Origin of the sequence: Streptomyces triticagri (genome assembly GCF_003429565.1) — a bacterium.
GTDB lineage: Bacteria > Actinomycetota > Actinomycetes > Streptomycetales > Streptomycetaceae > Streptomyces > Streptomyces triticagri.
The window spans coordinates 19,160-45,168 of sequence record NZ_QUAK01000123.1 but is presented as its reverse complement, the minus strand read 5'-3'; the positions used below and the strand labels follow the sequence as shown (position 1 = coordinate 45,168).

Sequence of the window (26,009 nt, the reverse complement as noted above, 5' to 3'; positions counted from 1 at the left end):
CGCCGTGCTGAACGAACTCGACGAACGCATCGTGCACGCCCTGGCCGAGGACGCCCGCCGCTCCTACGCCGACATCGGCCAGGAGATCGGCCTGTCCGCGCCGGCCGTGAAGCGGCGCGTCGACCGTCTGCGGGCCACCGGTGCGATCACCGGATTCACCGTCCGCGTCGACCCGGCGGCACTCGGCTGGGAGACCGAGGGCTACATCGAGATCCACTGCCGCCGCAACACCTCGCCGGAGGCGATCAAACGCGGCCTCGAGCGCTACCCGGAGGTCGTCTCGGCGTCCACCGTCACGGGCGACGCGGACGCCATCGCGCAGGTCTTCGCCTCCGACATGCGGCACTTCGAGCGCGTACTCGAACGGATCGCGGGCGAGCACTTCGTGGAGCGCACCAAGTCCGTGCTCGTCCTCTCGCCGCTGCTGCGCCGGTTCTCCTCCGGTGCGCCGGGCTGACGGGGCCCGGACACAGCGGAGCGCCGGGCCAGGGCCACCCCCGTGTGCCCCGGCCCGGCTCCGGCCGGCGACTACCGCTCGTCGCCGGCGCCCTGCCCGCCCGCCGCGGAGAAGTCCGGTACCCAAGGCAGCACCTTGAAATCGCCGGTGCCCTTGCGGACCTTCTCGAACGGGGCGGCGCTGGTGCACTTGGACAGCTCGCCCGGCTGGTCGGCGGGCGTGCCGTACGCGGCCCAGCTGTAGCCGAGCCGGTCCTGGCCCCGTACGTCGTGCACGCTGAAGCCGACCCGGGTGCCCTTCAGACCCGGCCTGTTGGCCTTGGTCACGACGCCGGTGGCGGTCGCCACCTTGCCGCCGGTCACCAGGCAGTCGATCCGGCCCTCGGCCCAGCCGCCCTCGCCACCGGGCTTGTCGAGGTGGACGAAACGGAAGGTGCCAGAGGCCCGGCTCGGGTTCATCCGGTCCTTCTCGGCCAGGTGGGCGTCGAAGGTGAAGGTGATGTCCTCCGTGGTGGGACGGTCCAGCTTCGCCCTTCCGGTGAGGGCGGCCGCGTCGCCGGTGTGCGGTGCGGCGGCGGCCGCGACCGCTTCGCCGCGGACGGGCGGGGCCTCCTGTTCCGAGGGCGCAGCCGCCCCCGCCACGCCGCCGGTGACCAGGACCGTGGTCACCAGGACGGCGACGCCCGCGGTTCTGGCGATACGGGTACGGCGGTGGTCGAGCTGGGTCGAGTGGTGGTGGCCGGTGGTGGATCGGCTCACAGAGTCCTCCGGGATGATGGCCGTTCGCCCGGTCGTTCCGGGTGGGCTCAGCCTCGCGCCCGGCACCCCTCCGCCACATCGGCCCTCGGGCGGTACCGCCTCCCCCGTACGGCGGGGGCGCGCGGCGACGCATGCGACTCCGGGCCGACCCACGGGCCGCTCCGCACCGGCGCAACGAATCACCGCGGGACGCCCCCGGCACGCAACGGATCACCCGTCGGTGCGCAAGATTCACCGCTTGTCCGGCTTCCTCCCGCGCCCGTACGGTCTTGGAGGCGTCGGACACCCCCTCCGGGCCCGTGCGCCGCGCCCGCCACCAGGTCCGGCCCGGTCGTACCACGCCGCCGTACGCGTACCACCCCGTCCCGCGAGGAGTCCCTGCCCCATGACGTCCACGGTGCCCACCGCCGTCCAGCACACCGAGGCCCAGCCGCCGATAACCATGTTCGGGCCGGACTTCCCTTACGCGTACGACGACTACCTGGCGAGCCCGGCGGGCCTCGGGCAGATACCGGCGGCCGAGCACGGGCGTGAGGTCGCGGTGATCGGCGGCGGTCTCTCCGGCATCGTCGCGGCGTACGAGCTGATGAAGATGGGCCTCAAGCCCGTCGTCTACGAGGCGGACCGGATCGGCGGGCGGCTGCGCACCGTCGGTTTCGACGGCTGCTCCGCCGAGGGCGGGGAACTGACCGCCGAGATGGGCGCGATGCGCTTCCCGCCGTCGTCGACCGCGCTGCAGCACTACATCGACCTGGTCGGCCTGCGCACCGAGCCGTTCCCCAACCCGCTCGCCCCCGACACCCCTTCGACGGTCGTCGACCTCAAGGGCGAGTCGCACTACGCGGAGACCGTCGACGATCTGCCGCAGGTCTACCGGGACGTCATGCACGCCTGGAACGCCTGCCTGGAGGAGGGCGCCGACTTCTCCGACATGAACCAGGCGCTGCGCGAGCGCGACATCCCGCGGATCCGCGAGATCTGGTCCCGGCTCGTCGAGAAGCTCGACAACCAGACCTTCTACGGCTTCCTCTGCGACTCGCCCGCGTTCAAGTCCTTCCGGCACCGGGAGATCTTCGGCCAGGTCGGCTTCGGCACCGGCGGCTGGGACACCGACTTCCCCAACTCGATCCTGGAGATCCTGCGGGTCGTCTACACCGAGGCGGACGACCACCACCGCGGCATCGTGGGCGGCAGCCAGCAGCTCCCGCTGCGGCTCTGGGAGCGCGAGCCGCAGAAGATCGTGCACTGGGCGCACGGCACCTCGCTCGCCGGTCTGCACGAGAACGGCGAACCCCGGCCGGCCGTGACCCGGCTGCACCGCACCGCGGGCAACCGCATCACGGTCACCGACGCGAGCGGCGACATCCGCACCTACCCCGCGGCGATCTTCACCGCGCAGTCCTGGATGCTGCTCTCCAAGATCGAGTGCGACGACGCGCTCTTCCCGATCGACCACTGGACGGCGATCGAGCGCACCCACTACATGGAGAGCTCCAAGCTGTTCGTCCCCGTCGACCGCCCGTTCTGGCTGGACAAGGACGCGGAGTCGGGCCGGGACACCATGTCGATGACCCTCACCGACCGTATGACGCGCGGCACTTACCTCCTCGACAACGGCCCGGACAACCCCGCCGTCATCTGCCTCTCGTACACCTGGTGCGACGACAGCCTGAAGTGGCTGCCGCTGTCCGCGAACGAGCGCATGGAGGTCATGCTCAAGTCGCTCGGCGAGATCTACCCGAACGTCGACATCCGCCGCCACATCATCGGCAACCCGGTCACCGTCTCCTGGGAGAACGAGCCGTACTTCATGGGCGCCTTCAAGGCGAACCTGCCCGGTCACTACCGCTACCAGCGCCGCCTGTTCACGCACTTCATGCAGGACCTGCTGCCCGAGGACAAGCGCGGCATCTTCCTCGCCGGCGACGACATCTCCTGGACGGCGGGCTGGGCGGAGGGCGCGGTCCAGACGGCCCTCAACGCGGTCTGGGGCGTCATGCACCAGCTCGGCGGCACCACGGACCCCACCAACCCGGGCCCCGGCGACCGCTACGAGGAGATCGCACCGGTGGAGCTCCCGGAGGACTGAATGCAGCCCCTCTGGGGGTCCCCCCGGACGGAGTCCGGGGGAATTTGAGGAGGCCCGTCCGGCAGGACTTTCGGGAAGGAGCGGGGTGTGGGGTGACAGCCCGCCGCAGGCGACTCACACCCCCGCGCCCCGCACCCCCGCATGAACCTCGGCCGCAACGTCGACCAGCTCGGACGCATCCCGCATCGTCCCCTGCAGATCGATCAGAATCTCGTCGACCCCGACCCCCGCATGCGCGACCAGATCGGCCACGATCTGCTCCACACTCCCCTGGAACGGCGCCCGTTCCGCCTCATCCACCGGCTTCGCCGAATATCGCGCATTGGCCCGCACCGTCACGGCGATCGCCCGCTCCCGCCCCCGCTCCGCAGCAAGCTCCCGCAGCCCCGCCCAGGCCGACGCAAGCGCCTCCACTCCCGTCGCCCCCGGCATCCAGCCGTCCGCGCGATCCACCAGGCGCCGCGCCGCACGCGGACTGTTCGCGGGCAGGTACACCGGGATCGGCCGGGCCGGCTTGGGCCCCACCTCGGCGGGCGCGATCCGGGTGAACTCGCCCTCGTAACTGACCGGATCGGGCCCCCACACCGCCCGGCACACATCGATCAGCTCGTCCAGCGCCCTGCCCCGCCGGGCGAAGGGGACGAGCGACGCCGCCGCGTACTCGTCCTTGGACCAGCCCGTACCGACGCCGAGTACCACCCGCCCGCCGGCTGCCGCATCGAGCGTCGCCAGCGAACGGGCCAGCTGGAACGGCACATGCAGCGGCGCCACGAGCACACTCGTGCCCAGGCGCGCCCGCTCGGTGGCGCCCGCCGCGAGCGCCAGCGTGACCAGCGGATCCGCCACCGAGCGGTACTGATCGGGCCACGGCAGCCCCTCGATCCCGAACAGGCCCTGCGTCGCCGGTGTCGGGAACAGGATCCGCTCGAACACCCACAGGCTGTCGTAGCCCGTCTCCTCGGCGGCCCGCGCGACGGCCGGCACATCGCGGCCGAGGTCGTACTGCTTCATCTGGGGGAGTCCGAGTCCGAGCTTGACGGTCATACGTGTCCTCCTGGCGATACGGAACCGTGCGACGACCGTTGGGCGCTCAGCACCTCCCGGTCAACTCGATCTCATCCAAGGCGACTTGACCGCTTCTCGCCAGAGGGCTCCGCCGGTGTCGACCGGTCATCGCCACGGCGTCAGCAGGCAGCGGCCGACCAGACCGAGCGCCTCGTCCATCCGCTCCACGCAGTCCTCCGCCAGATCCGGCAGATGGCGCAGGCCCCACAGGACACGGGCCGCCGCCCACGCCGCGTCCCGGGCGCGGTTCAGGCTCCAGGAGCCGAGCAGATGGGTGAGCGGATCGGCGACCTCCAGGAGGTCGGGCCCGGGCATCAGGTCCTCCCTGATCCGCTCCTCGAGGGCGACGAGGAGCGCGCCGACGCGGTCGAAGTCCGCCTCGATGTCGGCTGGTTCGCAGCCGAGCGTACGACAGGTGTCCACCACGGCCAGGGCCAGATCGTGTCCGATGTGCGCATTGATGCCCGCGAGTGCGAACTGCAGCGGGCGTACTCCGGGATGGTGCCGGTACTGGAAGAGCGGCCGCCAGCAGTGCGCCGGACGGCGCCCCACGGCGGCCGAGTCCACCGCATCGAGATAGCGCTCCGCGAAACGGACATCCAGGGTCGCCGCCGACCTCGCGTCGGGGAAACCGCCCGAGTCGATGGACCGGTCCACCGCCTCGGTCACGGAGAGATACACCCGGTTGAAAACGGCGACCCCGTCGGCCGGATGGAGTTGCTCGTCGAGCCCCCGCATCCGCGCCACCACGGCGTCGACACCGGCCGTGGCCGTCGACAACTGCTCCAAGCGCACCATGGACGCAGCGTGACAGTCATAGGGTGGTGGCGGGACCGACCGGCCCTGAGCTTCCCCGGAACGGGGGACGCCGGGGGCGGCAGCGGGACCCAGGGGGGTGGGTGAGTCCGCTCGGGGAGACCCGGCGGCGAGCGCACCGAAGGCAGCACAAGGCCGTCACCGCGGGCAGCACCAGGCGGTGACGGGCACCAACAGCACACGTACGACAGCACGTTCAGGGGGGTACGGAACCGTGGCAGGTCATCGCGCGCAGCGACGCGCACAGCGCGCCGCACGCAGACGCACCGCACGGCATCAGGCGATATCCGCCGCCGCATCGGTCGTGGTGGCGATCGGAGCGGCCGCCGGACTGATCTCGGCGGCCGAGGGCGGCGGAGAGCAGCACGAGGCGCGGCGCACCGAGACGCCCGAACCGACGCTCGAGCCACTGCCGGCCGTGCCGACGCCGTCCTCGTCGCCGTCGCCGAGCAAGAAGTCCAAGTCTCCGAAGCCGAAACCGTCCAAGACGTCCGCCGCGCCGAAGACTCCGCGGCCCGACCCTGCCCCGAAGAGCAACGGTCTCTACCGGCACGGTGATTCGCAGGTGCTCGACTGGGTCCGGGCCAATCGCAACGACCCGCGCCGCCCCCTGATCGAGCAGCGCATAGCGGACCGGCCGGCCGCCGTCTGGTTCGCCGAGTACAACCCGGACGTCATCGCCTCCCGGGTCCGCGCGGTCACCTCGTCGTCCGGCGGCAAGGTCCCGGTGCTCGTGCCGTACGCGATACCTGACCGGGACTGCGGCGGCGCCTCGCAGGGCGGCGCGCCCTCGCTCGGTGCCTACGACCGGTGGATCGACCAGTTCGCGGCGGGGCTCGGCTCACGCGAGGTCGTGGTGATACTCGAACCGGACGCGGTCGCCCTCTCCGACTGTCTGTCCGCCGCCGACCGTTCCGCGCGCTTCGCCTCGCTCGCCCGCGCCGGCCGCACCCTGCACGCGGCCAATCCGAACGCCAAGGTGTACTACGACGCCGGCCACTCCGGCTGGCATCCGGCGGCCACCCAGGCCGCCGCGCTGCGCAAGGCCGGAGCCGCCTCGGCCGCCTCGTCCGACGGCATCTTCACCAACGTCTCGAACTTCCACACCACGGCCGACGAGACCGCCTACGCCCGCTCGGTGCTCGCCGCGCTCGGCGGCCCCGCGAGCCATGGCGCCGTCATCGACACCAGCCGCAACGGCAACGGCGCGCCCGCGGCCGGCCAGTGGTGCGACCCCGCGGGCCGCAAACTGGGCCAGCCGCCCACCCTGAGCACCGGCGCGTCCCGCATCGACGCCTATCTGTGGATCAAGCTCCCCGGCGAGTCCGACGGCTGCAAGGGTGCGGCCGGTTCCTTCACCCCGGACTACGCCTACGAATTGGCGACCGGCGGCTGACCGTCACCGGTCCGCTCACCGGCACGGGCCTCCGCCTCCGTGTCGTAGCGGGACGTGCCCTCGTCGAGCAGCGGTTCCTGGGTCTTCAGATGCGCCGGTGCCATCGCGCGCAGCGCGTGATAGCCGGTGATGACCACCAGGGTGCCGAGCGCGATCCCGCTCAGCTCGAAGTTGTCCGAGATCTTGATGCTCACATTGCCGACACCGATGATGATGCCCGCCGCGGCCGGCACCAGATTCAGCGGATTGCGCAGATCGACCTTGGCGTTGATCCAGATCTGGGCGCCGAGCAGGCCGATCATTCCGTACAGGATCACTGTGATGCCGCCCAGGACGCCGCCGGGGATCGCCGCCACCACCGCGCCGAACTTCGGGCACAGACCGAAGAGCAGAGCGAAGACCGCCGCCGCCCAGTACGCGGCGGTGGAGTACACCCGGGTCGCGGCCATCACGCCGATGTTCTCGGAGTACGTGGTGTTCGGCGGGCCGCCGACGGCCGTGGACAGCATGGACGCGGCGCCGTCCGCGGAGATCGCGGTGCCCAGCTTGCCGTCCAGATCGTCCCCGGTCATCTCGCCGACGGCCTTGACGTGCCCGGCGTTCTCCGCGATCAGGGCGATCACCACGGGCAGCGCGACCAGGATCGCCGACCACTCGAAGCTCGGCGCGTGGAAGGACGGCAGGCCCACCCAGTCCGCCTTGCCGACTGCGGAGAAGTCGAGGCGCCAGTGGTCCACGGCCTCGGTGCCGCCCGCGACCGAATGGATCTGCCCGAAGACACGGTCGAAGATCCAGGAGATCCCGTACCCGAAGATCAGGCCGAGGAAGATCGCGATCCGCGACCAGAAGCCGCGCAGACAGACGACCGCGAGCCCCGTGAAGAGCATGACGAGCAGCGCGGTCCACTGGTCCTGCGGCCAGTACGTACTGGCCGTCACGGGCGCCAGGTTGAAGCCGATCAGCATCACCACGGCGCCCGTCACGATCGGCGGCATCGTCGCGTGGATGATCCGTGCGCCGAACTTCCGTACCGCGAGCCCCGCCAGGAACAACGCCACGGCCACCGCGAAGACCGCACCGGTCACTGTCGCACTGCTGCCGCCCTGCGCCCTGATCACCGCGGCCACGCCGACGAACGACAGCGAGCACCCGAGATAGCTGGGCACCGCCCCACCGGTCGCAAGCAGGAAGATCATCGTGGCGATGCCGGACATCATGATCGCCAGATTCGGGTCGAGACCCATCAGGACCGGGGCCACGAACGAGGCGCCGAACATCGCCACCACGTGCTGGGCACCGAGCCCGGCGGTGCGGGGCCAGGAGAGCCGCTCGTCCGGACGGACCACGGCGCCGGGCGCGGGGGTGCGCCCATCACCGTGCAGGGACCAGCGCACGCCGAGCTTCATCGTGGGTTTCGCTTTCTCAAGGGGTGCGTGAACCCGGCAATGCTACGGGGCACGGGGGAGGGCCGCACCGCAGGTGGGGGGTGTTGTGGAGCGCTCCGGCCACGGGCGGTGCCGCCGGTCCCGCGGCGTGTCCGGTCAGTCCCGGCCGGCGGGCGTCGCGCTCCGCCCGGCGATCGTGGACCTGCGGCCGGGGGCCAGCACTCCGGCGAAGGCGATCAGTCCGAAGGCGAGCACGGTGACCAGGCCGAACGACACCACGAGGGAGGTGGTGTCCGCGATCGCGCCGATCGCGGACGGGGCGACGAGCCCGGAGGTGTACGTGATGGTGGCGACGCCGGCGATCGCGAGCGAAGGGTTGTCTCCGCTGCGCCCCGCGGCCGCGAAGGCGAGCGGTACGACGACGGCGATCCCGAGGCCCATCAGACCGAAGCCGGCCATCGCCGGCCACGGGCCGGTCCCGACCACCACGAGCAGTCCGCCGGCCGTGGCCAGCACCCCGCCGACCCGCACCGTACGCACCGCCCCGAACCGGTCGACCACCTTGTCGCCCGCGAGCCGGGCCACGGCCATCGTCAGGGCGAAAGCCGTGGTGGACGCGGCCGCGGCTCCCGGTGAGGTGCTCAGCACATCGCGCAGATACACCGCCGACCAGTCCAGGCTCGCCCCTTCGGCGAACACCGCGCAGAACCCCACCGCCCCGATGACCAGGGCCGACTTGGGCGGCAGCGCGAACCGCGGCGGTGCCTCCTCCTCCGGTGCGCTGCGCAGATCGAGTACGCCCTGACATGCGATCGCCCCGAGCACGGTCAGCGTGACGGCGGCGAGCAGATGGTGCAGCCGGGCGTCCGAACCGAGATGCGCGGCGAGCGTGCCGGCCGCCGAGCCGATCAGGGCGCCCACACTCCACATGCCGTGCAGCGAGGACATCACCGAACGCCCGAGGCGGTTCTCCACATCGACCCCGAGTGCGTTCATCGCCACGTCCGACATCCCGGCCGTGGCGCCGTAGACGAACAGGGCCAGGCACAGTGTGAGCAGATTCGGTGCGAGCGACGGCAGGATCAGCGCCATCGTCCACAGGGCGAGCAGTCCGCGCAGCGCGGTGCGGGCGCCGAACCGGTGGGTGACCGTGCCGGCCAGCGGCATCGCCAGCGAGGCACCGATCGCGGGGAAGGCGAGCGCGAGGCCCAACTGGCCCGCGCTGACGCCGGCGTGGTCCTGGATCCACGGCACCCGGGTCGCGAACGAACCGGTCACCGCGCCGTGCACGCAGAAGACCGCCGCCACCGCGTACCGCGCCTGCCTCAGCCGCCGCGCGCCGATGCCCGCCTCGCTGTCCGTCCCGCTCATGCGGCCCCTCCCGACCGAACCGCCAGACCACCTGCCGGATTCAGCGCCGTAAACTATCAGGAACCTTGCCTGATAAATAGAGGTACCGTGAGCGCCTTCCGGCCGACCACCGGTGCCCGCCCCGGCGGCCCCGCCTGAGAGGATCACGGCATGCCCGCATCCCCGAGCACGGCCCGGGCGATCAACGACCGGTCCGCTCTTGAACTGCTGCGGCGGCACGGACCGTTGACCGCAGGTCAGCTCAAGCAGCTGACCGGACTGTCCCGGCCGACCGTCGCGGGACTCGTGGAACGCCTGCAGGAAGCCGGCCTGATCACGGTCGTCGGCGAGGCGGGCGCCGAGCGCCGCGGACCCAACGCCCGGCTGTACGGAATCGTGGCGGACCGCGCCCAGTTGGCCGCCCTCGACGTCCGCACCGAAGGGCTCTCCGTCGTCGTCGCCGACCTGCTGGGCACGGTCCTGACCGAGAAGTCGCTGCCCATCGACGGCGCCATGGGCACCGAACCCGCCGTGGAGCAGGCCGTCGCCCTGCTCGAGGAGGCCGCCGCCGATGCGGGCGCCGGCCGGCTGCACAGCGTCGGCATCGGCGCACCCGGTCTGATCGAGCCCGCGACCGGCCGACTCCGCGACACCACCGGCCTGCCGGCCTGGCACCGGCGACTCGTCGACGCCCTGCGGGAACGGCTCCCCGCCGCCGTCGTCGTGCAGAACGAGACCAATCTCGCCGCGGTCGCCGAACAGCGCGTCGGAGCCGTCCAGGACCGGGACACCTTCGTGATGCTCTGGCTCGCCCACGGCATCGGGGCCGCCGTGATGCTCGACGGCACACTGCGCCGCGGGGCGAGCGGCGGGGCCGGTGAGATCGGCTTCCTGCCGGTGCCGGGGGCCGCCGGGGTGCCGTCCGCGAGCTCCTGCGACGGCGGATTCCACTCGCTGGTGGGGGCCGCGGCGGTGTGCGCGCTGGCCGCCGAGCACGGTCTGGGCTCAGGTCACGAGGGGGACGACGAATCGGCGGCCGTCGCCACGGTCGGCGCGGCCGTGCACGCGCCCGGCGAGCCCCGGGCCGCCGCCTTCCTGGACGCACTCGCCGACCGGCTCGCCCTCGGTGTCGCCTCCGTGGCGGCGATCCTCGACCCCGGGTGTGTGCTGCTCGGCGGGGCCGTCGGCCGGGTCGGAGGCACCGTACTCGCGGAGCGCGTCGAGCAACGGGCCGCCGCACTCTCGCCGTTGCGCACGGAGGTACGGGCGGGGGCGCTCGGCGGGACCGCGGTGCTCAGAGGCGCCCTGCTGACCGCCCAGGACATGGCGCACGACGACCTGTTCGCGCCGGGGAGTTGAGCCGCGGCGCATCCCGGCCGGGTACGCTCGCCGGCCTCGTACACCCGGGCCGCCGGCTACCGCACCGGCATCCGCTCGGCGAGGAACTCCTCGAACGTCGTCCGCCCCACCGCCCGGTCCTGCGCAAGGAGCCGCCCCGCACGCGCCGCCGCGAAGGTGCGCCCCGGCAGCCGCACAGGCACGAACGCCCGCCGCCGCCCGGCCGCCGCCGCGTACGCCCCGATCAGCGAGCGCAGCGTACGTGCCTCGGGCCCGCCCATGTCCGGCACCCGCCCCGCAGGACCGGCGAGTGCCAACTCCGCGAGCCGGTCGGCCACTTCGGCCGCCGCGATCGGCTGGCTCGACACCTCCGAGGGGAACGGCGCGAGCGGAAGCCGCGTCACCGCCGTCGCGATCTGCAGGATCAGCTCGTGGAACTGCGTGGTGCGCAGGACGGTCCAGCCGATGCCGGACTCCTCGACGAGCTGTTCCACCCGGCGCTTGGTGCGGTAGTAGCCGAGCGGCACCTCGTCCACGCCGACGATCGAGATGTAGACCAGATGTCCGACGCCGGCCCGGCGGGCCGCCTCGATCAGATTGCGTGCCGCCCGCTCGTCGGCGCCCGCCTGCTGCGCCGAGGCGCAGTGCACGATCGCCTCGGCCCCGGTCACCGCGCGGTCGAGGCCGGCACCGCTGAGCAGGTCGACCGGGAAGTCCGGGGCATGCCGGCTCAGAGCGCGCACCTCGTGGCCCCCGGCGCGCAACCGCTCGCACACCTGCCGGCCGAGGGTCCCGGTTCCGCCGGTCACGAGGACGGTCGTCATCTGTTCACTCCCGCTGCTGAGGCCTGCCGTACACCACGGGGACGGCCCGTACACCACGCGGACGGACAGGGTGCCCGGGAACGTGACATCGCAAGCTCCCCGGAACCCCGATTCCGCACCTTCGAAGGTATGCCTCCGATCGCTGTGAGTGAGGCCACAGCCCTCACCTGTCTGGCCGACGATCAGGCGTGGCACACTGGCCGTGTACCAGAAGCAGCGCACTCCGGGGTCGGTGCAATTCCGAACCGGCGGTTAAAGTCCGCGACCCGGCCGCATCCAGTGGCCGGTTGACCAGGTGAAATTCCTGGACCGACGGTGAAAGTCCGGATGGGAGGCAGTGCGCGGCGGATCAGCACCCCTGGGTGCGCCGCCGTCGGTTTCGCCGGCCGTAGCAGCCGTCGGGCCGCCGTCCGGCGATCCCCATGCGTTGTTCCGTCGATTCTGTCGTCATCGACAGGCCCCGGAGTCCGTGCCCGCAGAGGCAGGAGGACCCGGTGGCCGCCACCCCACCCGCAGTGCCGGAGCATGAGCGTGCCGCCATGCGCCGCGCCGTGGCGCTCGCCGCACGCGGCCTCGGCGCCACGAGCCCCAATCCGGTCGTCGGCTGCGTCGTCCTCGACGCGGACGGACAGGTCGCGGGCGAGGGCCACCACGAGCGGGCCGGCGGACCGCACGCCGAGATCCACGCCCTGCGTGCGGCCGGCGAACGCGCCCGCGGCGGCACCGCGATCGTCACCCTGGAGCCCTGCAACCACACCGGCCGCACCGGACCCTGCGCCCAGGCCCTCATCGAGGCCGGCGTCACCCGGGTCGTCCACGCCGTCGCGGACCCCAACCCCTCCGCGACCGGCGGCGCACGCACCCTGCGCGCGGCCGGCATCGACGTCGTCGCCGGCCTCCTCGAGGACGAGGCCGCCGCCGGCAACGCGGCCTGGCTCACCTCGATGCGCCTCGGCCGCCCGTACGTCACCTGGAAGTACGCCGCCACCCTCGACGGCCGTATCGCTGCCGCCGACCGCAGCAGCCGCTGGATCACCTCGGCCGAGTCCCGCGCCGACGTCCACAGGCTGCGCGCCGAGAGCGACGCCGTCGTGGTCGGCTCGGGCACGGCCACCGCCGACGACCCGCACCTCGCGGTCCGCGGGGTGCCCGGCGCCGTACAGCCGCTGCGGGTGGTCGTCGACACCCATGCCTCCGCGGTACGTGACGGTGCCCGCATCCTCGACGACGCGGCGCCCACGCTCGTCGCCGTCGCCCAGGACGCGACTGCGCCCTCCTGGGCCGCCGACTCCACCGCCCTCGCCGAGCTGCTGCGTCTGCCGCGCGCCGCGCGCGGTCTCGACGTGACCGCGCTGCTCACCGCGCTGCACCAGCGCGATGTGCGCTCCGTGCTGCTCGAGGGCGGCCCCACGCTGGCCGGCGCCTTCGTCGCGGCCGGCGCCGTCGACCGCGTCATCGGCTATCTCGCCCCCGTACTGCTCGGTTCCGGACCCGCCGCGCTCGGCGACGCCGGAATCAGCACGCTGTCCGCCGCGTTGCGACTCGAGTTGACCGAGTCCGCCCGTATCGGACCGGATCTGCGCATCACCGCAGTCCCCGCAGCACCTCCAGCACCTGCAGTCCCCGTCCCGAACTCGAAGGAGCACTGACGTGTTCACCGGAATCGTCGAAGAGCTGGGTGAGGTCACCGCCGTGGAGAATCTCGGCGACTCCTCACGCTTTCGACTGCGCGGACCCGTCGTCACCGAGGGCGCCCGCCACGGCGACTCGATCGCCGTCAACGGCGTCTGTCTCACGGTGGTCGAGCACGACGGCGACGAGTTCACCGCGGACGTGATGGCCGAGACGCTGCAGCGGTCCAGCCTCGGCGTCCTCGCACCCGGCTCGCGGGTCAATCTGGAGCGTCCCACCGCCGTCGGCGACCGGCTCGGCGGACACATCGTGCAGGGCCATGTGGACGGCACCGGCACGATCCTGGGCCGCGAGCCCTCCGAGCACTGGGAGATCGTCCGTATCGCCCTGCCGGAGCAGCTCGCCCGCTACGTCGTGGAGAAGGGCTCCATCACCGTCGACGGCGTCAGCCTCACCGTCGTCGAGGCCGGGGCCGACTTCTTCACCATCAGCCTCATCCCCACCACGCTCGCGCTGACCACGCTCGGCGTGAAGCAGACCGGTGACCCGGTCAATCTCGAGGTCGACGTCATCGCCAAGTACGTCGAGCGACTGCTCGGCGCCGACGCCGGCGACCACGACCGGGAGTCCGCCCGATGAGCACCCTCGACTGGCTGAACGCCGAGGCCTTCACCGCCTTCGGCCAGCACGTCATCTGGTCCGACATGGTCGGCAACAGCATCGGCCTCGCCGCGCTCGCCCTCGGCTGGCGCCGCTCCATCCTGACCTGGCCCGCCCAGTTCCTCTCCGGCCTGATCCTGGTCGCCGCCTACGCATCGGCGCAGCTGTCCGGCGGCGTCGGCAAGCAACTGCTCGTCATCGGCGTCGCGTTGTGGGGCTGGCGGCAGTGGCAGCGCGGCCGGCAGCAGGCGCAGGACGGCACCATCGCGGTGCGCTTCGCGACCTGGAAGGAACGCGGTCTGCTGCTCGCGGGCGCCGCCGCCGGCACCCTCGCGGTCGGCGGGATCTTCGTCGCGTTCCCGTCGCTGTCCTGGAGCCCGTGGGCGGACGCCTACATTTTCGTCGGCACGCTGGTCGCGATGGTCGCGCAGGCCCGTGGCCTGGTGGAGTTCTGGTTCGCCTGGCTCCTCGTCGACCTGGTCGGGGTGCCGCTCGCCTTCCACAGCGGCCTCGCCTTCTCCGGTCTCGTGTACGTGATCTACCTCGCCCTCGTCCTGTGGGGGATGCGCGACTGGTGGCAGCGGTCCCGCGCCACCGCACCTGTCCTCGAAGGAGCTCCGGCATGAACGCCATCCCTCTGCGCCCCACGGACGACGAGCTGCTCACCCTCGACCCGGTCGAGCAGGCCATCGCCGACATCGAGGCCGGACGCCCCGTCGTGGTCGTCGACGACGAGGACCGGGAGAACGAGGGCGACCTCGTCATCGCCGCCGAGAAGGCCACCCCCGAGGTCGTCGCCTTCATGATGAGCGAGTGCCGCGGCCTGATCTGCGCACCCATGGAGGGCGCCGAACTCGACCGCCTCCGGCTGCCGCAGATGGTCGAGGACAACACGGAGTCGATGGGCACCGCCTTCACCGTCTCGGTGGATGCGGGTCCTGCACACGGTGTCAGCACCGGCATCTCGGCCGCCGACCGCGCCACCACCCTGCAGCTGCTCGCCGGCGGCGAGGCCGGACCGGCCGACTTCGTACGGCCGGGGCACATCTTCCCGCTGCGGGCCCGCCCCGGCGGCGTCCTGGCGCGCAACGGCCACACCGAGGCCGCCGTCGACCTCGCCCGGCTCGCGGGCCTGCGCCCGGCCGGTGCGATCGTCGAGATCGCCGGCGAGGACGGCGCCATGCTGCGCCTTCCGGAGCTCGTCCCCTTCGCCCGCAAGCACGGCCTGACGATCATCTCCATCGAGGACCTGATCGCCTACCGGCGCACCAGTGAGCCCACCGTCCGCCGCGAAGCGGAGGTCCGACTGCCCACCTCCTACGGCGAGTTCACCGCATACGGCTACCGCTCGACCGTCGACGGAGTGGAGCACGTCGCCCTGGTGCACGGGGACCTGAGCGAAGCCGAGGGCGACGACGTGCTCGTACGGCTGCACTCCGAGTGCCTGACCGGGGACGTCTTCCACTCGCTGCGCTGCGACTGCGGACCCCAGCTGGAGAACGCGCTGGCCAGGATCACCGAGGAGGGCCGCGGCGTGGTCGTCTATCTGCGCGGCCACGAGGGCCGCGGCATCGGCCTGCTGTCCAAGCTGCGCGCCTACGAGCTGCAGGAGCGCGGCCGCGACACCCTCGACGCCAACCTGGAGCTCGGCCTGCCCGCCGACGCCCGGGACTACGGCGCGGGCGCGCAGATCCTGCGCGACCTCGGCGTCCAGGGCGTACGCCTGCTGACCAACAACCCGGAGAAGACCGAGGCCCTGGTCCGCCACGGCCTGCGGGTCGGCGGCCGGGAGACCATGCCCGTCGAGGCGGGCGAGCACAATCTGCGCTATCTGCGCACCAAGCGGGACCGGATGGGCCACGACCTGCCGTGGCTCGACGCCCGCTGAGCACCACCGGAACCGGACACCACCCAGCACCATCCGAGGAGAAACGTGAGCGGCAAGGGCGCACCCGAACTCAGCGTGAAGAACTGCGGCGATCTGCGCGTCGCCGTGATCGCGGCCCAGTGGCACACCCAGGTCATGGACGGCCTGGTGGACGGCGCCCTGCGCGCGCTCGGTGAGCTCGGCATCGACGAGCCGACCCTGCTGCGCGTCCCGGGCAGCTTCGAGCTGCCGGTGGTCGCGGGGCAGCTGGCCGGCCGCGGCTACGACGCCGTCGTCGCCCTCGGCGTCGTCATCCGCGGCGGCACCCCGCACTTCGAGTACGTCTGCCAGGGCGTCACCTACGGCCTCACCCAGGTCTCCATCGACACCGGAGTCCCGATCGGTTTCGGCGTCCTCACCTGCGACACCGAGGAGCAGGCCCTGGACCGGGCCGGGATCGAGGGCTCGCACGAGGACAAGGGCCACGAGGCCGTGACCGCCGCCGTCGCGACCGCGGCCGCTCTGCGCACCGTCACCGAACCCTGGCGCTGACCGACCGTGCCGCCCGTCCGCCCCTGACCCCCGGGGCGGCGGGAGGCGCCGCGCGCCGCGGTCGGCGCTCCGCGTAGAGTGAGCAGCACCATGTCCAAGAAGACTTTCGAGGAGCTCTTCACCGAGCTCCAGCACAAGGCCGCCGAAGGCGACCCCGCCACCTCCCGCACCGCCGAACTGGTGGACAAGGGCGTCCATGCCATCGGCAAGAAGGTCGTCGAGGAGGCCGCCGAAGTCTGGATGGCCGCCGAGTACGAGGGCAAGGAAGCCGCCGCCGAGGAGATCTCGCAGCTCCTGTACCACGTCCAGGTGATGATGGTCGCCCGCGGCATCTCCCTCGACGACGTGTACGCCCATCTCTGATCCACACCCCCGCCGCACCCACCCGCACCGAACGAAGGAAGCCGACCTCATGCTGCGCATCGCCGTCCCCAACAAGGGTTCCCTGTCAGGACCTGCGGCGGAGATGCTGCATGAGGCCGGCTACCGGCAGCGCCGCGAGTCCAAGCAGCTGGTGGCCGTCGACGAAGCCAACGAGGTGGAGTTCTTCTACCTCCGCCCCCGCGACATCGCGATCTACGTCTCGTCCGGGAAGCTCGACATCGGCATCACCGGCCGCGACCTGCTCATCGACTCGGGTGCCGGTGCCGAGGAGATCCTGCCGCTCGGCTTCGGCCGCTCCACCTTCCGCTTCGCCACCCGCCCCGGCACTGCCACCGGCCTCACCGACTTCGCCGGCCTGACGATCGCCACCTCCTACGAGGGCATCGTCGCCAAGCACTTCGCCGACAAGGGCGTCGACGCCTCCGTGGTGCACCTGGACGGCGCCGTGGAGACCGCCATCGAACTCGGCGTCGCCCAGGTCATCGCCGACGTGGTGGAGACCGGCACCAGCCTGCGCAACGCCGGCCTCGAGGTGATCGGCGAGCCGATCATGCAGTCCGAGGCGGTCGTCATCCGCGGCACCGGAGCCGAGTCCGAGGACCCGAAGGTCGAGCAGTTCCTGCGCCGGCTGCAGGGCGTCCTGGTCGCCCGTACGTACGTGATGATGGACTACGACTGCCGGGCCGAGCACCTGGAGCAGGCCGTCGCCCTCACCCCCGGCCTCGAGTCGCCCACCATCTCCCCGCTGCACAACGAGGGTTGGGTCGCCGTCCGCGCGATGGTGCCCGCCAAGGACGCCCAGCGGATCATGGACGATCTGTACCGGATCGGTGCCCGGGCCATCCTGACCACCGCGATCCACGCCTGCCGGCTCTGACGGCCCGCACCGTGTCCAGCACGCCGACCCTCCCGGTCACCTTCCGCCCCGCCCGTACGCGCGCCGTCCTGATCTCCTCGGGCGTCGCCATCCTCGCCGTCATCACCGCGGTCGCCCTGCTGCTCGAGAATCTCGGCCCAGGGGAGCGCATCAGTTTCGTCTTCGTCGGCGCACTGATCCTCGGTGTGCTGCTCCTGCTCGCCCGGCCCAGGATCGTCGCCGACGAGGCCGGTGTCACGGTGGTCAATCTGACCACCACGCGCCGCCTCGCCTGGGCGGAGATCGTCCAGGTCAACCTGCGGCCCGGTGACGCCTGGGTCTTTCTCGACCTGAGCGACGGCACCAGCCTGCCGGCGATGGGGATCCAGCCCGGGATCGCCAAGCAGCGGGCCATCGAGGACGCACGCGCGCTGCGCGATCTGGTCGAATCGGCTCCGACCTAGGGCTCGGGCGGGTCGGGCGCTCAGGTCGGGTTCGGCTTGCGTCCGGACAGGACTTCGCCGTACGCCTGCATGAGGTCCGGCAGCCGCAGGGTGGCCAGATCGTCCCGGGACGGCGTCCCGGTGAAGCCGGACAGCCTCAGGTCGCGGTACGCACAGCTCTTCTCGTAGAGCGTGCGCAGGAACCGTCCGTTCCCCAGCTCGTCGATCCACCCCTGGTCGACCACGTGGCCGCTGATCGAGCGCAGCTCGTCCAGGGACTCCTCGTCCCACACGTCGCCGTTCTCCCCGGCCAGCACCTCGCCGATCGCGGTGAGTTCGAGCGGACGGTACGAGGGGAAGTCGACGCGCGTCGTGAAGCGCGAACCGAGGCCGGGGTTCGCGGCGAGCAGCCGGTCCATGCCCTCCGGGTACCCGGCGAGGATCACCACCAGGTGGTCGCGGCTGTCCTCGGCGCGCTTGAGCAGCACCTGCAGCGCCTCGTCGCCGTACGCATCGCCCTTGCTGTAGCCCGAGTTGGACAGCGCGTACGCCTCGTCGACGAAGAGCACTCCGCCGATCGCCGAGTCGATCAGCTCGTTCGCCTTCACGGCGGTCTGGCCGAGGAACTCGCCCACCAGATCGGCTCGTTGCGCCTCCACCAGATGATCGCCGCCGAGCAGCCCGAGGGCGTAGAACACCCGGCCCAGGATGCGGGCCACGGTCGTCTTGCCGGTACCGGAGGGGCCGGAGAAGACGAAGTGCCGCTTCGGCGGCTGCACCGGCAGCCCCTGCCCGGCGCGCAGCCGGGCCATCCGTAACTGCGCGGACAGCGCCTTGACTTGGCGCTTGACCGGTTCCAGGCCGACCATCTGCTCCAGTTCGGCCAGCGCCTCCTGCAGCAGTGCGGGATCCGACGGGCCGGCCGGCAGCTGCGACGGACCCGGCTGCACGGGGAAGACGGCCTTCTCCCGGACCAGGTCCGGGGGCATGCCGCCGGCCCCCGTGGCCGCCTCGGACTCGGGGTCCGGGCCGAGCCGCAGATCCCGGCCGTCGCCGCCGAAGAGGCCGTCCCCGGACTCCTGTGCGTCGGCCAGGTCCTGGCCCACGCCGGCCAGCGAGAAGGTGGCCAGATCGAAGCTCTCGTCGTACCCGTCGCCCTCGGAGATCGCGGCCAGGCGCGCGGAGGTGTCCATGAAGGAGGCGTCGACCCGGTGCACCGCGCGGTACAGCGGCAGTGCGGCGGCCGTACGGCCGGTGCCCTCGTGCGCGCGGGCCAGCCAGTAGCGCAGCTCCTTGCGCTGCGGCTGCTCGCTGCGACAGCGCATCAGGGCCGCCGAGAGCAGCGGCTCCGCATGCCCGTACATCTCGAGCCGGACCCGTGCCATCCCGCCGAACAGGCCCGCCTCGATGCCGAGTACGGGGTCGTCGATCAGCGGGTCGGTGTGCCGGACGAGGTGCTCCCAGTCCTTGACGAGATAGGCGCGGCACGCGTGCAGGAAGCGCACCTGCGGATCGGCGTCGACCGGCGGCAGTCCGGTGAGGGCCCGGTCGAGCTCCGGTACGTGCCGTCCGTCCAGCCAGTGCGAGGCGTGCGCGAGCAGCAGATCGCGTGGTGACTCGAGCACCGGCTGCACCCACCAGCCCAGCCAGTACCAGGAGTTGAGCGTGCGCCGGTGGCGGGCCCGCTGCTCGCCGAAGCGGTCGCGGTGCCGGTGCATACGCAGGAGGGCATTGGTCGTGTCGATGCGCAGGGCGTGCAGTCCGAGCCAGCCGTCCGCCATCGCCGGATCGATCCGCACCGCGGCCCGGAACTCCTCCTCGGCCTGCGGATACGCCCCCATCGTGTACGCGTCGACGCCCCGCAGCCAGGCGAGGTCGGCCGGGGCCGACGAGCCCTGCGTGCCGAAGTCCATCCCGTCCCCCCCCACAAGCCGTGCCCCGTGGTGTGCCGACCGACAGCCGCCGGCCGACGGCCTTCGTCAACCACTGTGCTGTGGACGGGAGTTCAACAACTGTCCGGCGCGGCCGTCCACGGGGCCGCTCCGCAGGCATCGTACCTGCGGGGGAGCCGTCGACCGAAGGGTGCCGCGTGATCGGGCGGTCACACCGGCGCAGGGACGGCTGGTGACCCAGGGTGAACATGTGGCGTCCTGGCGCACCCACGAAAGGGACAAAGGGCAGAACGAAGCCCCCGATCACGGGGGAACAACCGGGGGCTTCGCGTCTGCGGGGCGCCGTCATCGGGGCGCACATTGAGAACGTAAGACCTGTACGACCCCTGGGTCAAGCGGAGTTGGGGGACTGATGGAAGCGCTTTTCCGCCGCCTCAGCGCATCGCCGACGGTCCGTCACTCTCCGTGGCGGTGTGGGGTTGTCCTGCGGTTCTACGGGGTCCCGGCAGCAGCAGATATCCCTCGGGACGCTGGCGTACCACCGTGTCGGCCCACGGTTCTGTGGGGTCCCCGGCGAAGTGCGTGCGCTCCGCGGGCTCCCAGGTGTCCCAGAACCCGCTCTGGACCGATCCGTCCCGGCCGCGCCCTCGCGTCCATGCCGTATCCCGCGGCACATCCATCCACACCAGCCACGCCAGGTGCGGCCGCAAGGAAGCCCGGCCCGCTCCGACGCCCTCGATCAGCACCACCGGGGCCGCCTCGACGGTCCGTTCCGGTCCGTACCGCCGGCGTTCCCAGTCGTACGGAGCGACGCTGCCGGCCCGTCCGTGCCGGAACGGCTCGATCGCGCTCTTGTCGAGCCGTTCGGTCCAGTCGAACAACGCGTCGTGACTGCGGACATCGTCGAGCCGCAGCACCGGCGCCCCGCCGAGCGCGACGGCGAGACGGTCGGCGAAGGTGGACTTCCCGGAGCCGGCGTGGCCGTCGATGCCGACCAGCCGGACCGGACCGCAGGACGGCGGCAGGGCGCGCAGCCGCCGGGCGAGGGGCTCCAGGCCGGGCGGGCCGGCGGCTCGGTGTACGGGACTCATCGGGTCCAGCGTACGACCGCCCCGGACCAGGCTCCGCGCCCGCCGACCGCCGCGCCGCCGCAGGTCAGCCGTCCACATGTGCTGAGGGATCGTCAGAGGTGTACGCCAATATCGGTTGCGCCACGCGTCCCGGGGTGCTGGCAGAAGTCCCCGGCGACCGGCCATAGTTGCCCCACTGTCGTGCACCTGACCCAGCACCGCGCCGCCGACGGACCGACCGACCGTCGGCCCACCCACGGACACGCACCGACCGGCCACGACCCGACTGGGGGCTTCTTCCCATGACCCGTCCCACCTCGCGCAGAACCGTGCTGGCCGCAGCACTCGCCGCGGCCGCGGGCAGCGCGGCCACCCCCGCGCTCGCCGCGTCCGGCCCGCGCGCCCGTGCGTCCGTCAAGGGCGCCCCCGGCCGGCCGGTGGACAACCGCTTCTGGTCATCGCACGCGGACTGGAGCGCCGGCACCGCACGCGGCACCCGCGTCGTGGCGGGCGCCCGCCCCGGCGTCGTGATCGGCACCCCGGCCGGCAGCACCGACTACACGGACCCGCACACGGGGCGCACGGACACCTGGGAGTACGGCTCCTGGACCTCCACGGAACACGGCCTCTCCGTACCGGCCACCGAGGTCATCGCCTCGTGGAACGCCGACACCCCGGCCGGCACCTGGATCCAGGTCGAGCTGCGCGGCGCCTACACGGACGGTGCGAGCACGCCCTGGTACGTGATGGGCCGGTGGGCGGGCGGCGACGAGGACATCCGGCGCACCTCGGTGGACGACCAGTCGGACGACAAGAGCTCGGTGTGGACCGACACGCTCTCGCTCGACGACCCGGCCTCGGGGCTCCGCCTGGTCACGTACGAGCTGCGGGTCACCCTGTACCGCAAGCCCGGCAGCGATGCGACGCCCACCGTGTGGCGCATCGGCGCGATGGGCTCCGACGTGCCGGACCGCTTCACGGTGCCCGCCTCCACGCCGACGGCGGCGCACGAACTTCAGGTGCCGCGCTACTCGCAGAACATCCACGTCGGCCAGTACCCCGAGTACGACAACGGCGGCGAGGCCTGGTGCAGCCCCACCTCTTCGCAGATGATCATCGAGTACTGGGGGCGCAAGCCCACCGAGGAGGACCTGGCCTGGGTCGACCCCGACTTCGCCGACCCGCAGGTCTGCCACGCGGCCCGCTTCACCTACGACTACCAGTACGAGGGCTGCGGCAACTGGCCCTTCAACGCCGCCTACGCCGCCACGTACCGCGATCTGCAGGCGGTCGTCACCCGCCTCGGCTCCCTCAACGAGCTGGAGACCCTGATCACCGCCGGCATCCCCGCCATCACCTCGCAGTCCTTCCTCGAGGAGGAGCTGACCGGCGCGGGCTACGGCACGGCGGGCCACCTGATGACGGTCATCGGCTTCACCGCGGACGGCGACGTGATCGCCAACGACCCCGCCTCACCGGACAATGACGCGGTCCGCCGCGTCTACAAGCGCCGCGAGTGGGAGAACATCTGGCTCCGCACCCAGCGCCACAACGCCGACGGCGAAGTCGTCTCCGGCACCGGCGGAGTCTGCTACCTGTACTTCCCGACCGAGCTGACCGGACCGCAGCGCCGGGCCCTCGCCGCGGCCGGTATCCACTGACGCCCGGCCTGCTCGGAGCCTGCGCCCCCGGTGAGCCTGGTCACACCGGGGGCGCAGGGGCCCGGTACGGACCGGGCGTCCGGAGCCGGCGTGACCGAGGTCTCTACCGCGGTGCCCGGACCCGGTGGCAGTCTGGGCGGGCATCGGGGGGACGCATCCGCACGACGACCTTGAGCGAGCCGCCATGACCGCCACCACTGCCACCGCCGAGCGCCTCCGGACCCGCACCGGGGGCCCGAAGGACGACGGGCCGAAGATCCTCGAGCATGTGCTCGGCTGGACGCTCGTGGTCGTGATCGCCATGTTCGTCACCCAGGCCGGACTGCTCTGAGCCCTCGGGCGTCCCGGGCCCTTCGCGGGCCGTGCACCCCGAAGGGGCGGGGACCCCGCTCGGCCCCCGCCCCGTGATCCGTACCGCCCCGGTCAGTCGATCGCGTTGATCAGCTCACCGTCGGGCGTGTCACCGCTGAGCTCCCAGAAGAACGTGCCGCCGAGACCCTCGGCGTTCTTGTACGCCATCTTGTCGCCGATGGTCTCCGGGGTGTCGTAGCTCCACCAGTCGTTGCCGCAGTACGCGTACGCCGTGCCGCCGACCGTGCCGTTGGCCGGGCACTTCGACTTGAGCTCCTTGTAGTCGTCGATGCCCTGCTCGTACTTGCCGGTCGCCGGGCCGCTTGCCGTGCCGCCGGGCTCCGCCTGGCTGACACCGGTCCAGCCGCGGCCGTAGAAGCCGAGTCCCAGGAGCAGCTTGTCCGCCGGGACGCCGAGGCCCTTGAGCTTCTGGATGGTGGCGTCGGAGTTGAAGCCGTCCTGCGGGATGCCGTCGTACTCGTTCAGCGGGGAGTGCGGTGCCGTCGGGCCCTGTGCGTCCCAGGCGCCGAAGTAGTCGTACGTCATCGGGTTGTACCAGTCGACGTACTGGGCGGCGCCCGCGTAGTCCGCCGCGTCGATCTTGCCGCCCTCGCTGGCGTCGGCCGGGATGGCCGCCGTCACCAGCTGGTCGCTGAACTTCCCGCGCACCGCGGCCATCAGGTCCTTGTAGGCCTCGCGCCCGCTGGTGTCACAGGTCAGGCCGCAGGCGTTCGGGTACTCCCAGTCGATGTCGATGCCGTCGAAGACATCGGCCCAGCGGGAGTCCTCGACCAGGTCGAGGCAGGACTGGGCGAACGCCTCCGGGTTCTGCGCGGCCTGGGTGAAGCCGCCGGACCAGGTCCAGCCGCCGAACGACCAGAGGATCTTCAGGTCGGGGTGCAGTTCCTTGAGCTTGCGCAGCTGGTTGAAGTTGCCGCGCAGCGGCTGGTCCCAGTCGTCCGCCGTGCCGTCCACCGACTCCTCGGCGGTGTAGGCCTTCTCGGTGGCGGCGAAGGAGTCGCCCATCGTGCACTTGCCGCCCTGGACGTTGCCGAAGGCGTAGTTGATGTGGGTGAGCTTGTCCGCGGAGCCGGACGTCTCGATGTTCTTGACGTGGTAATTTCGGTCGTACACGCCCCATTCGGTGAAGTAGCCCACCACCTTGGAGGCGGCCGCCGCCTCCTCGGCGGGGGCGGGGTCGGCGGCGCCCGCGCTGCCGGCGCCGGCGAGCAGCCCGGCGCCGAGGACGGCGGTACATGCGGCGGCGACGAGCGCCCGGACGCGGGTGCGGGGACGGTGCGGTCTGAGCATCGTTTCTCCTCGTGTGGGGACGGGAGGAAAGGCCTGGTGCGATCGACCTTGCAGAGTGCGTGTGTTTGACATGCACGCGTTGAGCAGTGCCAGAAAAGTAGAGGACTAGACCACTGCGGTCAATGGTTCGGACCAATTCCCTTACGGTCGCGATCCCGGGTGAAAGCCGGCGCCGACCGTGATGGGCGTCCCCGCCACGGGCAGGAACATCTCACCGCAGCCCGGTGACCGAGGAGAACGCCCGCATGCCCGACCTCGCCCCGCAGCAGGTGGAACGGCTGCTGCCCACCGATGAGTCCCGCCAACTCCTCGCCCTCGTACGGGAGATCGCCCACCGCGAGATCGAGCCGACGGCGGCGGCCGACGAGGAGGCGGGCCGCTTCCCGCGCGAGCTCTTCACCCTGCTGTCCGAGGCGGGCCTGCTCGGCCTCCCGTACGACTCCGCGTACGGCGGGGGCGATCAGCCGTACGAGGTGTACCTGCAGGTCGTCGAGGAACTCGCGGCGGTCCGGCTCACCGTCGGCCTCGGCGTGAGCGTGCACTCGCTGGCCTGCCAAGCACTCGCCGAGTACGGCACCGACGCGCAGCGTCGCCGAACACCTGCCACGGATGCTCGCCGGTGGACTGCTCGGCGCCTACTGCCTCTCCGAACCGTCCGCCGGATCCGACGCCGCCGCCCTGCGCACCCGGGCCGTACGGGACGAGTCCGCCGGCTGGGTGATCGACGGGACCAAGTCCTGGGTGACGCACGGGGGAGTGGCCGACTTCTGCACGGTGCTCGCCCGCACGGGCGACGAGGGGCGCCGCGGCATCACCGCATTCCTGGTGCCGGGCGATACGGCCGGCCTGACCGCGGCCCGGCCCGAGCGGAAGATGGGCCTGAAGGGCTCACCGACCGCACAGTTGGCCTTCGACGGGGTGCGCATCGCGGACGCCCGGCGCATCGGCGACGAGGGGCAGGGCTTCACCATCGCGCTGTCCGCCCTCGACTCCGGCCGCCTCGGCATCGCGGCCTGCGCGGTCGGTCTCGCCCAAGCCGCACTGTCCGAGACCCTCGCATACGTGACCGGGCGGCGGCAGTTCGGCCGGCCGATCGCGGACTTCCAGGGGCTGCGCTTCATGCTCGCGGACATGGCGACCCTGATCGAGGCGGGCCGCGCCCTGTATCTGGCCGCGGCCCGCCTCAAGGACGCCGGACTTCCCTTCGTACGTCAGGCCGCGAGCGCCAAACTGTTCTGCACGGACGCCGCCATGCGGATCACCACCGACGCCGTCCAACTGCTCGGCGGTTACGGCTACACCGCCGACTTCCCGGTCGAGCGCCTGATGCGGGAGGCGAAGATGCTGCAGATCGTCGAGGGCACGAACCAGATCCAGCGTCTGGTCATCGCGCGTCACCTCGTGGGTCCCGAGTCGCGCTGACCCCGGGCACACCGGTCGGCGGCACGCTGAACACCCCGGTCGTGCTGCTGCCTGCCATGGCGCCCGTGCTCGCGGCCGTGCCGCCGAACTGTCCCGCACGCACCATCGGCGCCGCGAGGCGCGTCCATTCGGCGTCGCGCATGCCCGGCAACGTACGGCCTCGCTGGGCCCAGAGCGCGAGCATCTCGCGATAGATCGGCGGATCGGAAGGGCGTGCGCCGGCCGCCTGCGCCTCGTTCTGCCGAACCGATTCTGCGGGCGGCGGCGCATAGTGCTCGCGCCGCCGGTCCACCGCCTCGTGCATCGTTGTCATGCCTGGCCAACGCCCCACCTGCGCCCCGGGTCACTCTCCGCCGGATTCGACCGTGTGTCCCAAGGGGCAGCTCCGCCGGACCGCTGCACAACTCTGGCTCCCGTGCGCAGTTCTGAC

Annotated in this window: 24 protein-coding genes, 1 pseudogene and 1 riboswitch; of the genes and pseudogenes, 15 read left to right on the top strand and 10 right to left on the bottom strand. The window is 71.9% G+C overall.

Features of this window, described 5'->3' with window-relative positions; genetic code table 11:
- Positions 1 to 4 precede the first annotated feature (4 nt).
- A complete protein-coding gene (locus DY218_RS23565) occupies positions 5 to 457 on the top strand; it encodes an Lrp/AsnC family transcriptional regulator (protein ID WP_128558141.1) in 453 nt (150 codons plus the stop codon).
- Positions 458 to 528: 71 nt separating this feature from the next.
- Here DY218_RS23565 and DY218_RS23560 read toward each other — a convergent pair whose 3' ends face one another.
- Positions 529 to 1,215 carry a Repetin gene (locus DY218_RS23560; RefSeq protein WP_233521857.1) on the bottom strand — a complete coding sequence of 229 codons (687 nt, stop codon included), beginning with the start codon at positions 1,213 to 1,215 and terminating at the stop codon, positions 529 to 531.
- 385 nt (positions 1,216 to 1,600) lie between these two features.
- Between DY218_RS23560 and DY218_RS23555 the strand changes: the two genes are divergently transcribed.
- Positions 1,601 to 3,304: a flavin monoamine oxidase family protein gene (locus DY218_RS23555; RefSeq protein ID WP_128558140.1), complete on the top strand. Its 1,704-nt coding sequence runs from the start codon at positions 1,601 to 1,603 to the stop codon at positions 3,302 to 3,304.
- A gap of 114 nt (positions 3,305 to 3,418) precedes the next feature.
- On the opposite strand, the gene DY218_RS23550 is transcribed toward DY218_RS23555, so the two are convergent.
- Both DY218_RS23550 and DY218_RS23545 read right to left on the bottom strand, forming a co-directional pair.
- Entirely contained in the window at positions 3,419 to 4,348 is a 930-nt protein-coding gene (locus tag DY218_RS23550; protein WP_128558139.1) for an LLM class F420-dependent oxidoreductase, read from the bottom strand.
- Positions 4,349 to 4,474: 126 nt separating this feature from the next.
- Positions 4,475 to 5,167: a DUF5995 family protein gene (locus DY218_RS23545; RefSeq protein WP_128558138.1), complete on the bottom strand. Its 693-nt coding sequence runs from the start codon at positions 5,165 to 5,167 to the stop codon at positions 4,475 to 4,477.
- A gap of 232 nt (positions 5,168 to 5,399) precedes the next feature.
- Between DY218_RS23545 and DY218_RS23540 the strand changes: the two genes are divergently transcribed.
- Positions 5,400 to 6,581 (top strand): glycoside hydrolase family 6 protein, encoded by a 1,182-nt coding sequence (locus DY218_RS23540; protein ID WP_233521856.1) that lies wholly within the window; start codon positions 5,400 to 5,402, stop codon positions 6,579 to 6,581.
- Here DY218_RS23540 and DY218_RS23535 read toward each other — a convergent pair.
- Positions 6,557 to 7,987, bottom strand: a complete 1,431-nt coding sequence (locus tag DY218_RS23535; RefSeq protein ID WP_128558137.1) for a uracil-xanthine permease family protein — start codon at positions 7,985 to 7,987, stop codon at positions 6,557 to 6,559. The two genes, DY218_RS23540 and DY218_RS23535, sit on opposite strands and share 25 nt — an antisense overlap.
- 135 nt (positions 7,988 to 8,122) lie before the next feature.
- Positions 8,123 to 9,337 (bottom strand): MFS transporter, encoded by a 1,215-nt coding sequence (locus DY218_RS23530; RefSeq protein WP_128558136.1) that lies wholly within the window; start codon positions 9,335 to 9,337, stop codon positions 8,123 to 8,125.
- A gap of 150 nt (positions 9,338 to 9,487) precedes the next feature.
- Here DY218_RS23530 and DY218_RS23525 point away from each other — a divergent pair, with 150 nt between their 5' ends.
- Positions 9,488 to 10,675, top strand: a complete 1,188-nt coding sequence (locus tag DY218_RS23525; RefSeq protein ID WP_128558135.1) for an ROK family transcriptional regulator — start codon at positions 9,488 to 9,490, stop codon at positions 10,673 to 10,675.
- Between the two features lie 56 nt (positions 10,676 to 10,731).
- Here DY218_RS23525 and DY218_RS23520 read toward each other — a convergent pair whose 3' ends face one another.
- Positions 10,732 to 11,478 carry an SDR family oxidoreductase gene (locus DY218_RS23520; RefSeq protein WP_128558134.1) on the bottom strand — a complete coding sequence of 249 codons (747 nt, stop codon included), beginning with the start codon at positions 11,476 to 11,478 and terminating at the stop codon, positions 10,732 to 10,734.
- A 214-nt stretch (positions 11,479 to 11,692) separates the two neighbouring features.
- Positions 11,693 to 11,823, top strand: a riboswitch (FMN riboswitch).
- Between the two features lie 194 nt (positions 11,824 to 12,017).
- Between DY218_RS23520 and ribD the strand changes: the two genes are divergently transcribed.
- The 8 genes from ribD to DY218_RS23480 all read left to right on the top strand — a co-directional run bounded on the left by ribD (position 12,018) and on the right by DY218_RS23480 (position 17,893).
- The gene (ribD, locus tag DY218_RS23515; protein WP_233521862.1) at positions 12,018 to 13,127 is read left to right on the top strand and encodes a bifunctional diaminohydroxyphosphoribosylaminopyrimidine deaminase/5-amino-6-(5-phosphoribosylamino)uracil reductase RibD; all 1,110 of its coding nucleotides are present in this window, start codon (positions 12,018 to 12,020) and stop codon (positions 13,125 to 13,127) included.
- Between the two features lies 1 nt (position 13,128).
- Entirely contained in the window at positions 13,129 to 13,749 is a 621-nt protein-coding gene (locus DY218_RS23510) for a riboflavin synthase (protein ID WP_128558132.1), read from the top strand.
- Positions 13,746 to 14,396, top strand: coding sequence for a nicotinamide mononucleotide transporter family protein (locus DY218_RS23505; RefSeq protein ID WP_128558131.1), 651 nt, complete (start codon positions 13,746 to 13,748; stop codon positions 14,394 to 14,396). Before DY218_RS23510 ends, DY218_RS23505 begins: the two co-directional genes overlap by 4 nt.
- Positions 14,393 to 15,658, top strand: coding sequence for a bifunctional 3,4-dihydroxy-2-butanone-4-phosphate synthase/GTP cyclohydrolase II (locus DY218_RS23500; RefSeq protein ID WP_128558130.1), 1,266 nt, complete (start codon positions 14,393 to 14,395; stop codon positions 15,656 to 15,658). The genes DY218_RS23505 and DY218_RS23500 overlap by 4 nt, the downstream gene beginning before the upstream one ends.
- A gap of 45 nt (positions 15,659 to 15,703) precedes the next feature.
- Positions 15,704 to 16,189 (top strand): 6,7-dimethyl-8-ribityllumazine synthase, encoded by a 486-nt coding sequence (gene ribH, locus DY218_RS23495; protein WP_128558129.1) that lies wholly within the window; start codon positions 15,704 to 15,706, stop codon positions 16,187 to 16,189.
- 90 nt (positions 16,190 to 16,279) lie between these two features.
- Complete coding sequence (locus DY218_RS23490) at positions 16,280 to 16,552, top strand: phosphoribosyl-ATP diphosphatase (protein ID WP_128558128.1); 273 nt, start codon at positions 16,280 to 16,282, stop codon at positions 16,550 to 16,552.
- 49 nt (positions 16,553 to 16,601) lie between these two features.
- Entirely contained in the window at positions 16,602 to 17,450 is an 849-nt protein-coding gene (gene hisG / locus DY218_RS23485) for an ATP phosphoribosyltransferase (protein WP_128558127.1), read from the top strand.
- Between the two features lie 11 nt (positions 17,451 to 17,461).
- Entirely contained in the window at positions 17,462 to 17,893 is a 432-nt protein-coding gene (locus DY218_RS23480; protein ID WP_128558126.1) for a PH domain-containing protein, read from the top strand.
- 20 nt (positions 17,894 to 17,913) lie between these two features.
- Here the strand turns inward: DY218_RS23480 and DY218_RS23475 are convergent, their stop codons facing one another.
- Positions 17,914 to 19,785 carry an AAA family ATPase gene (locus DY218_RS23475; RefSeq protein ID WP_128558125.1) on the bottom strand — a complete coding sequence of 624 codons (1,872 nt, stop codon included), beginning with the start codon at positions 19,783 to 19,785 and terminating at the stop codon, positions 17,914 to 17,916.
- 413 nt (positions 19,786 to 20,198) lie between these two features.
- On the bottom strand, positions 20,199 to 20,855 hold the full coding sequence (locus DY218_RS23470; RefSeq protein ID WP_128558124.1) for a uridine kinase family protein: 657 nt from the start codon (positions 20,853 to 20,855) through the stop codon (positions 20,199 to 20,201).
- A 281-nt stretch (positions 20,856 to 21,136) separates the two neighbouring features.
- Between DY218_RS23470 and DY218_RS23465 the strand changes: the two genes are divergently transcribed.
- Together DY218_RS23465 and DY218_RS23460 are read left to right on the top strand one after the other, a co-directional pair.
- Positions 21,137 to 22,495: a peptidase C39 family protein gene (locus DY218_RS23465; protein WP_128558123.1), complete on the top strand. Its 1,359-nt coding sequence runs from the start codon at positions 21,137 to 21,139 to the stop codon at positions 22,493 to 22,495.
- A 184-nt stretch (positions 22,496 to 22,679) separates the two neighbouring features.
- On the top strand, positions 22,680 to 22,826 hold the full coding sequence (locus DY218_RS23460) for an SCO1431 family membrane protein (RefSeq protein WP_128558122.1): 147 nt from the start codon (positions 22,680 to 22,682) through the stop codon (positions 22,824 to 22,826).
- Positions 22,827 to 22,918: 92 nt separating this feature from the next.
- On the opposite strand, the gene DY218_RS23455 is transcribed toward DY218_RS23460, so the two are convergent.
- The gene (locus DY218_RS23455; protein ID WP_128558121.1) at positions 22,919 to 24,157 is read right to left on the bottom strand and encodes a glycoside hydrolase family 18 protein; all 1,239 of its coding nucleotides are present in this window, start codon (positions 24,155 to 24,157) and stop codon (positions 22,919 to 22,921) included.
- A 245-nt stretch (positions 24,158 to 24,402) separates the two neighbouring features.
- Here DY218_RS23455 and DY218_RS23450 point away from each other — a divergent pair.
- Positions 24,403 to 25,579, top strand: a pseudogene (locus DY218_RS23450) (acyl-CoA dehydrogenase family protein).
- Here the strand turns inward: DY218_RS23450 and DY218_RS35375 are convergent.
- Positions 25,542 to 25,892: a hypothetical protein gene (locus tag DY218_RS35375; protein WP_233521855.1), complete on the bottom strand. Its 351-nt coding sequence runs from the start codon at positions 25,890 to 25,892 to the stop codon at positions 25,542 to 25,544. The pseudogene DY218_RS23450 and the gene DY218_RS35375 overlap by 38 nt on opposite strands.
- Positions 25,893 to 26,009: the final 117 nt, after the last annotated feature.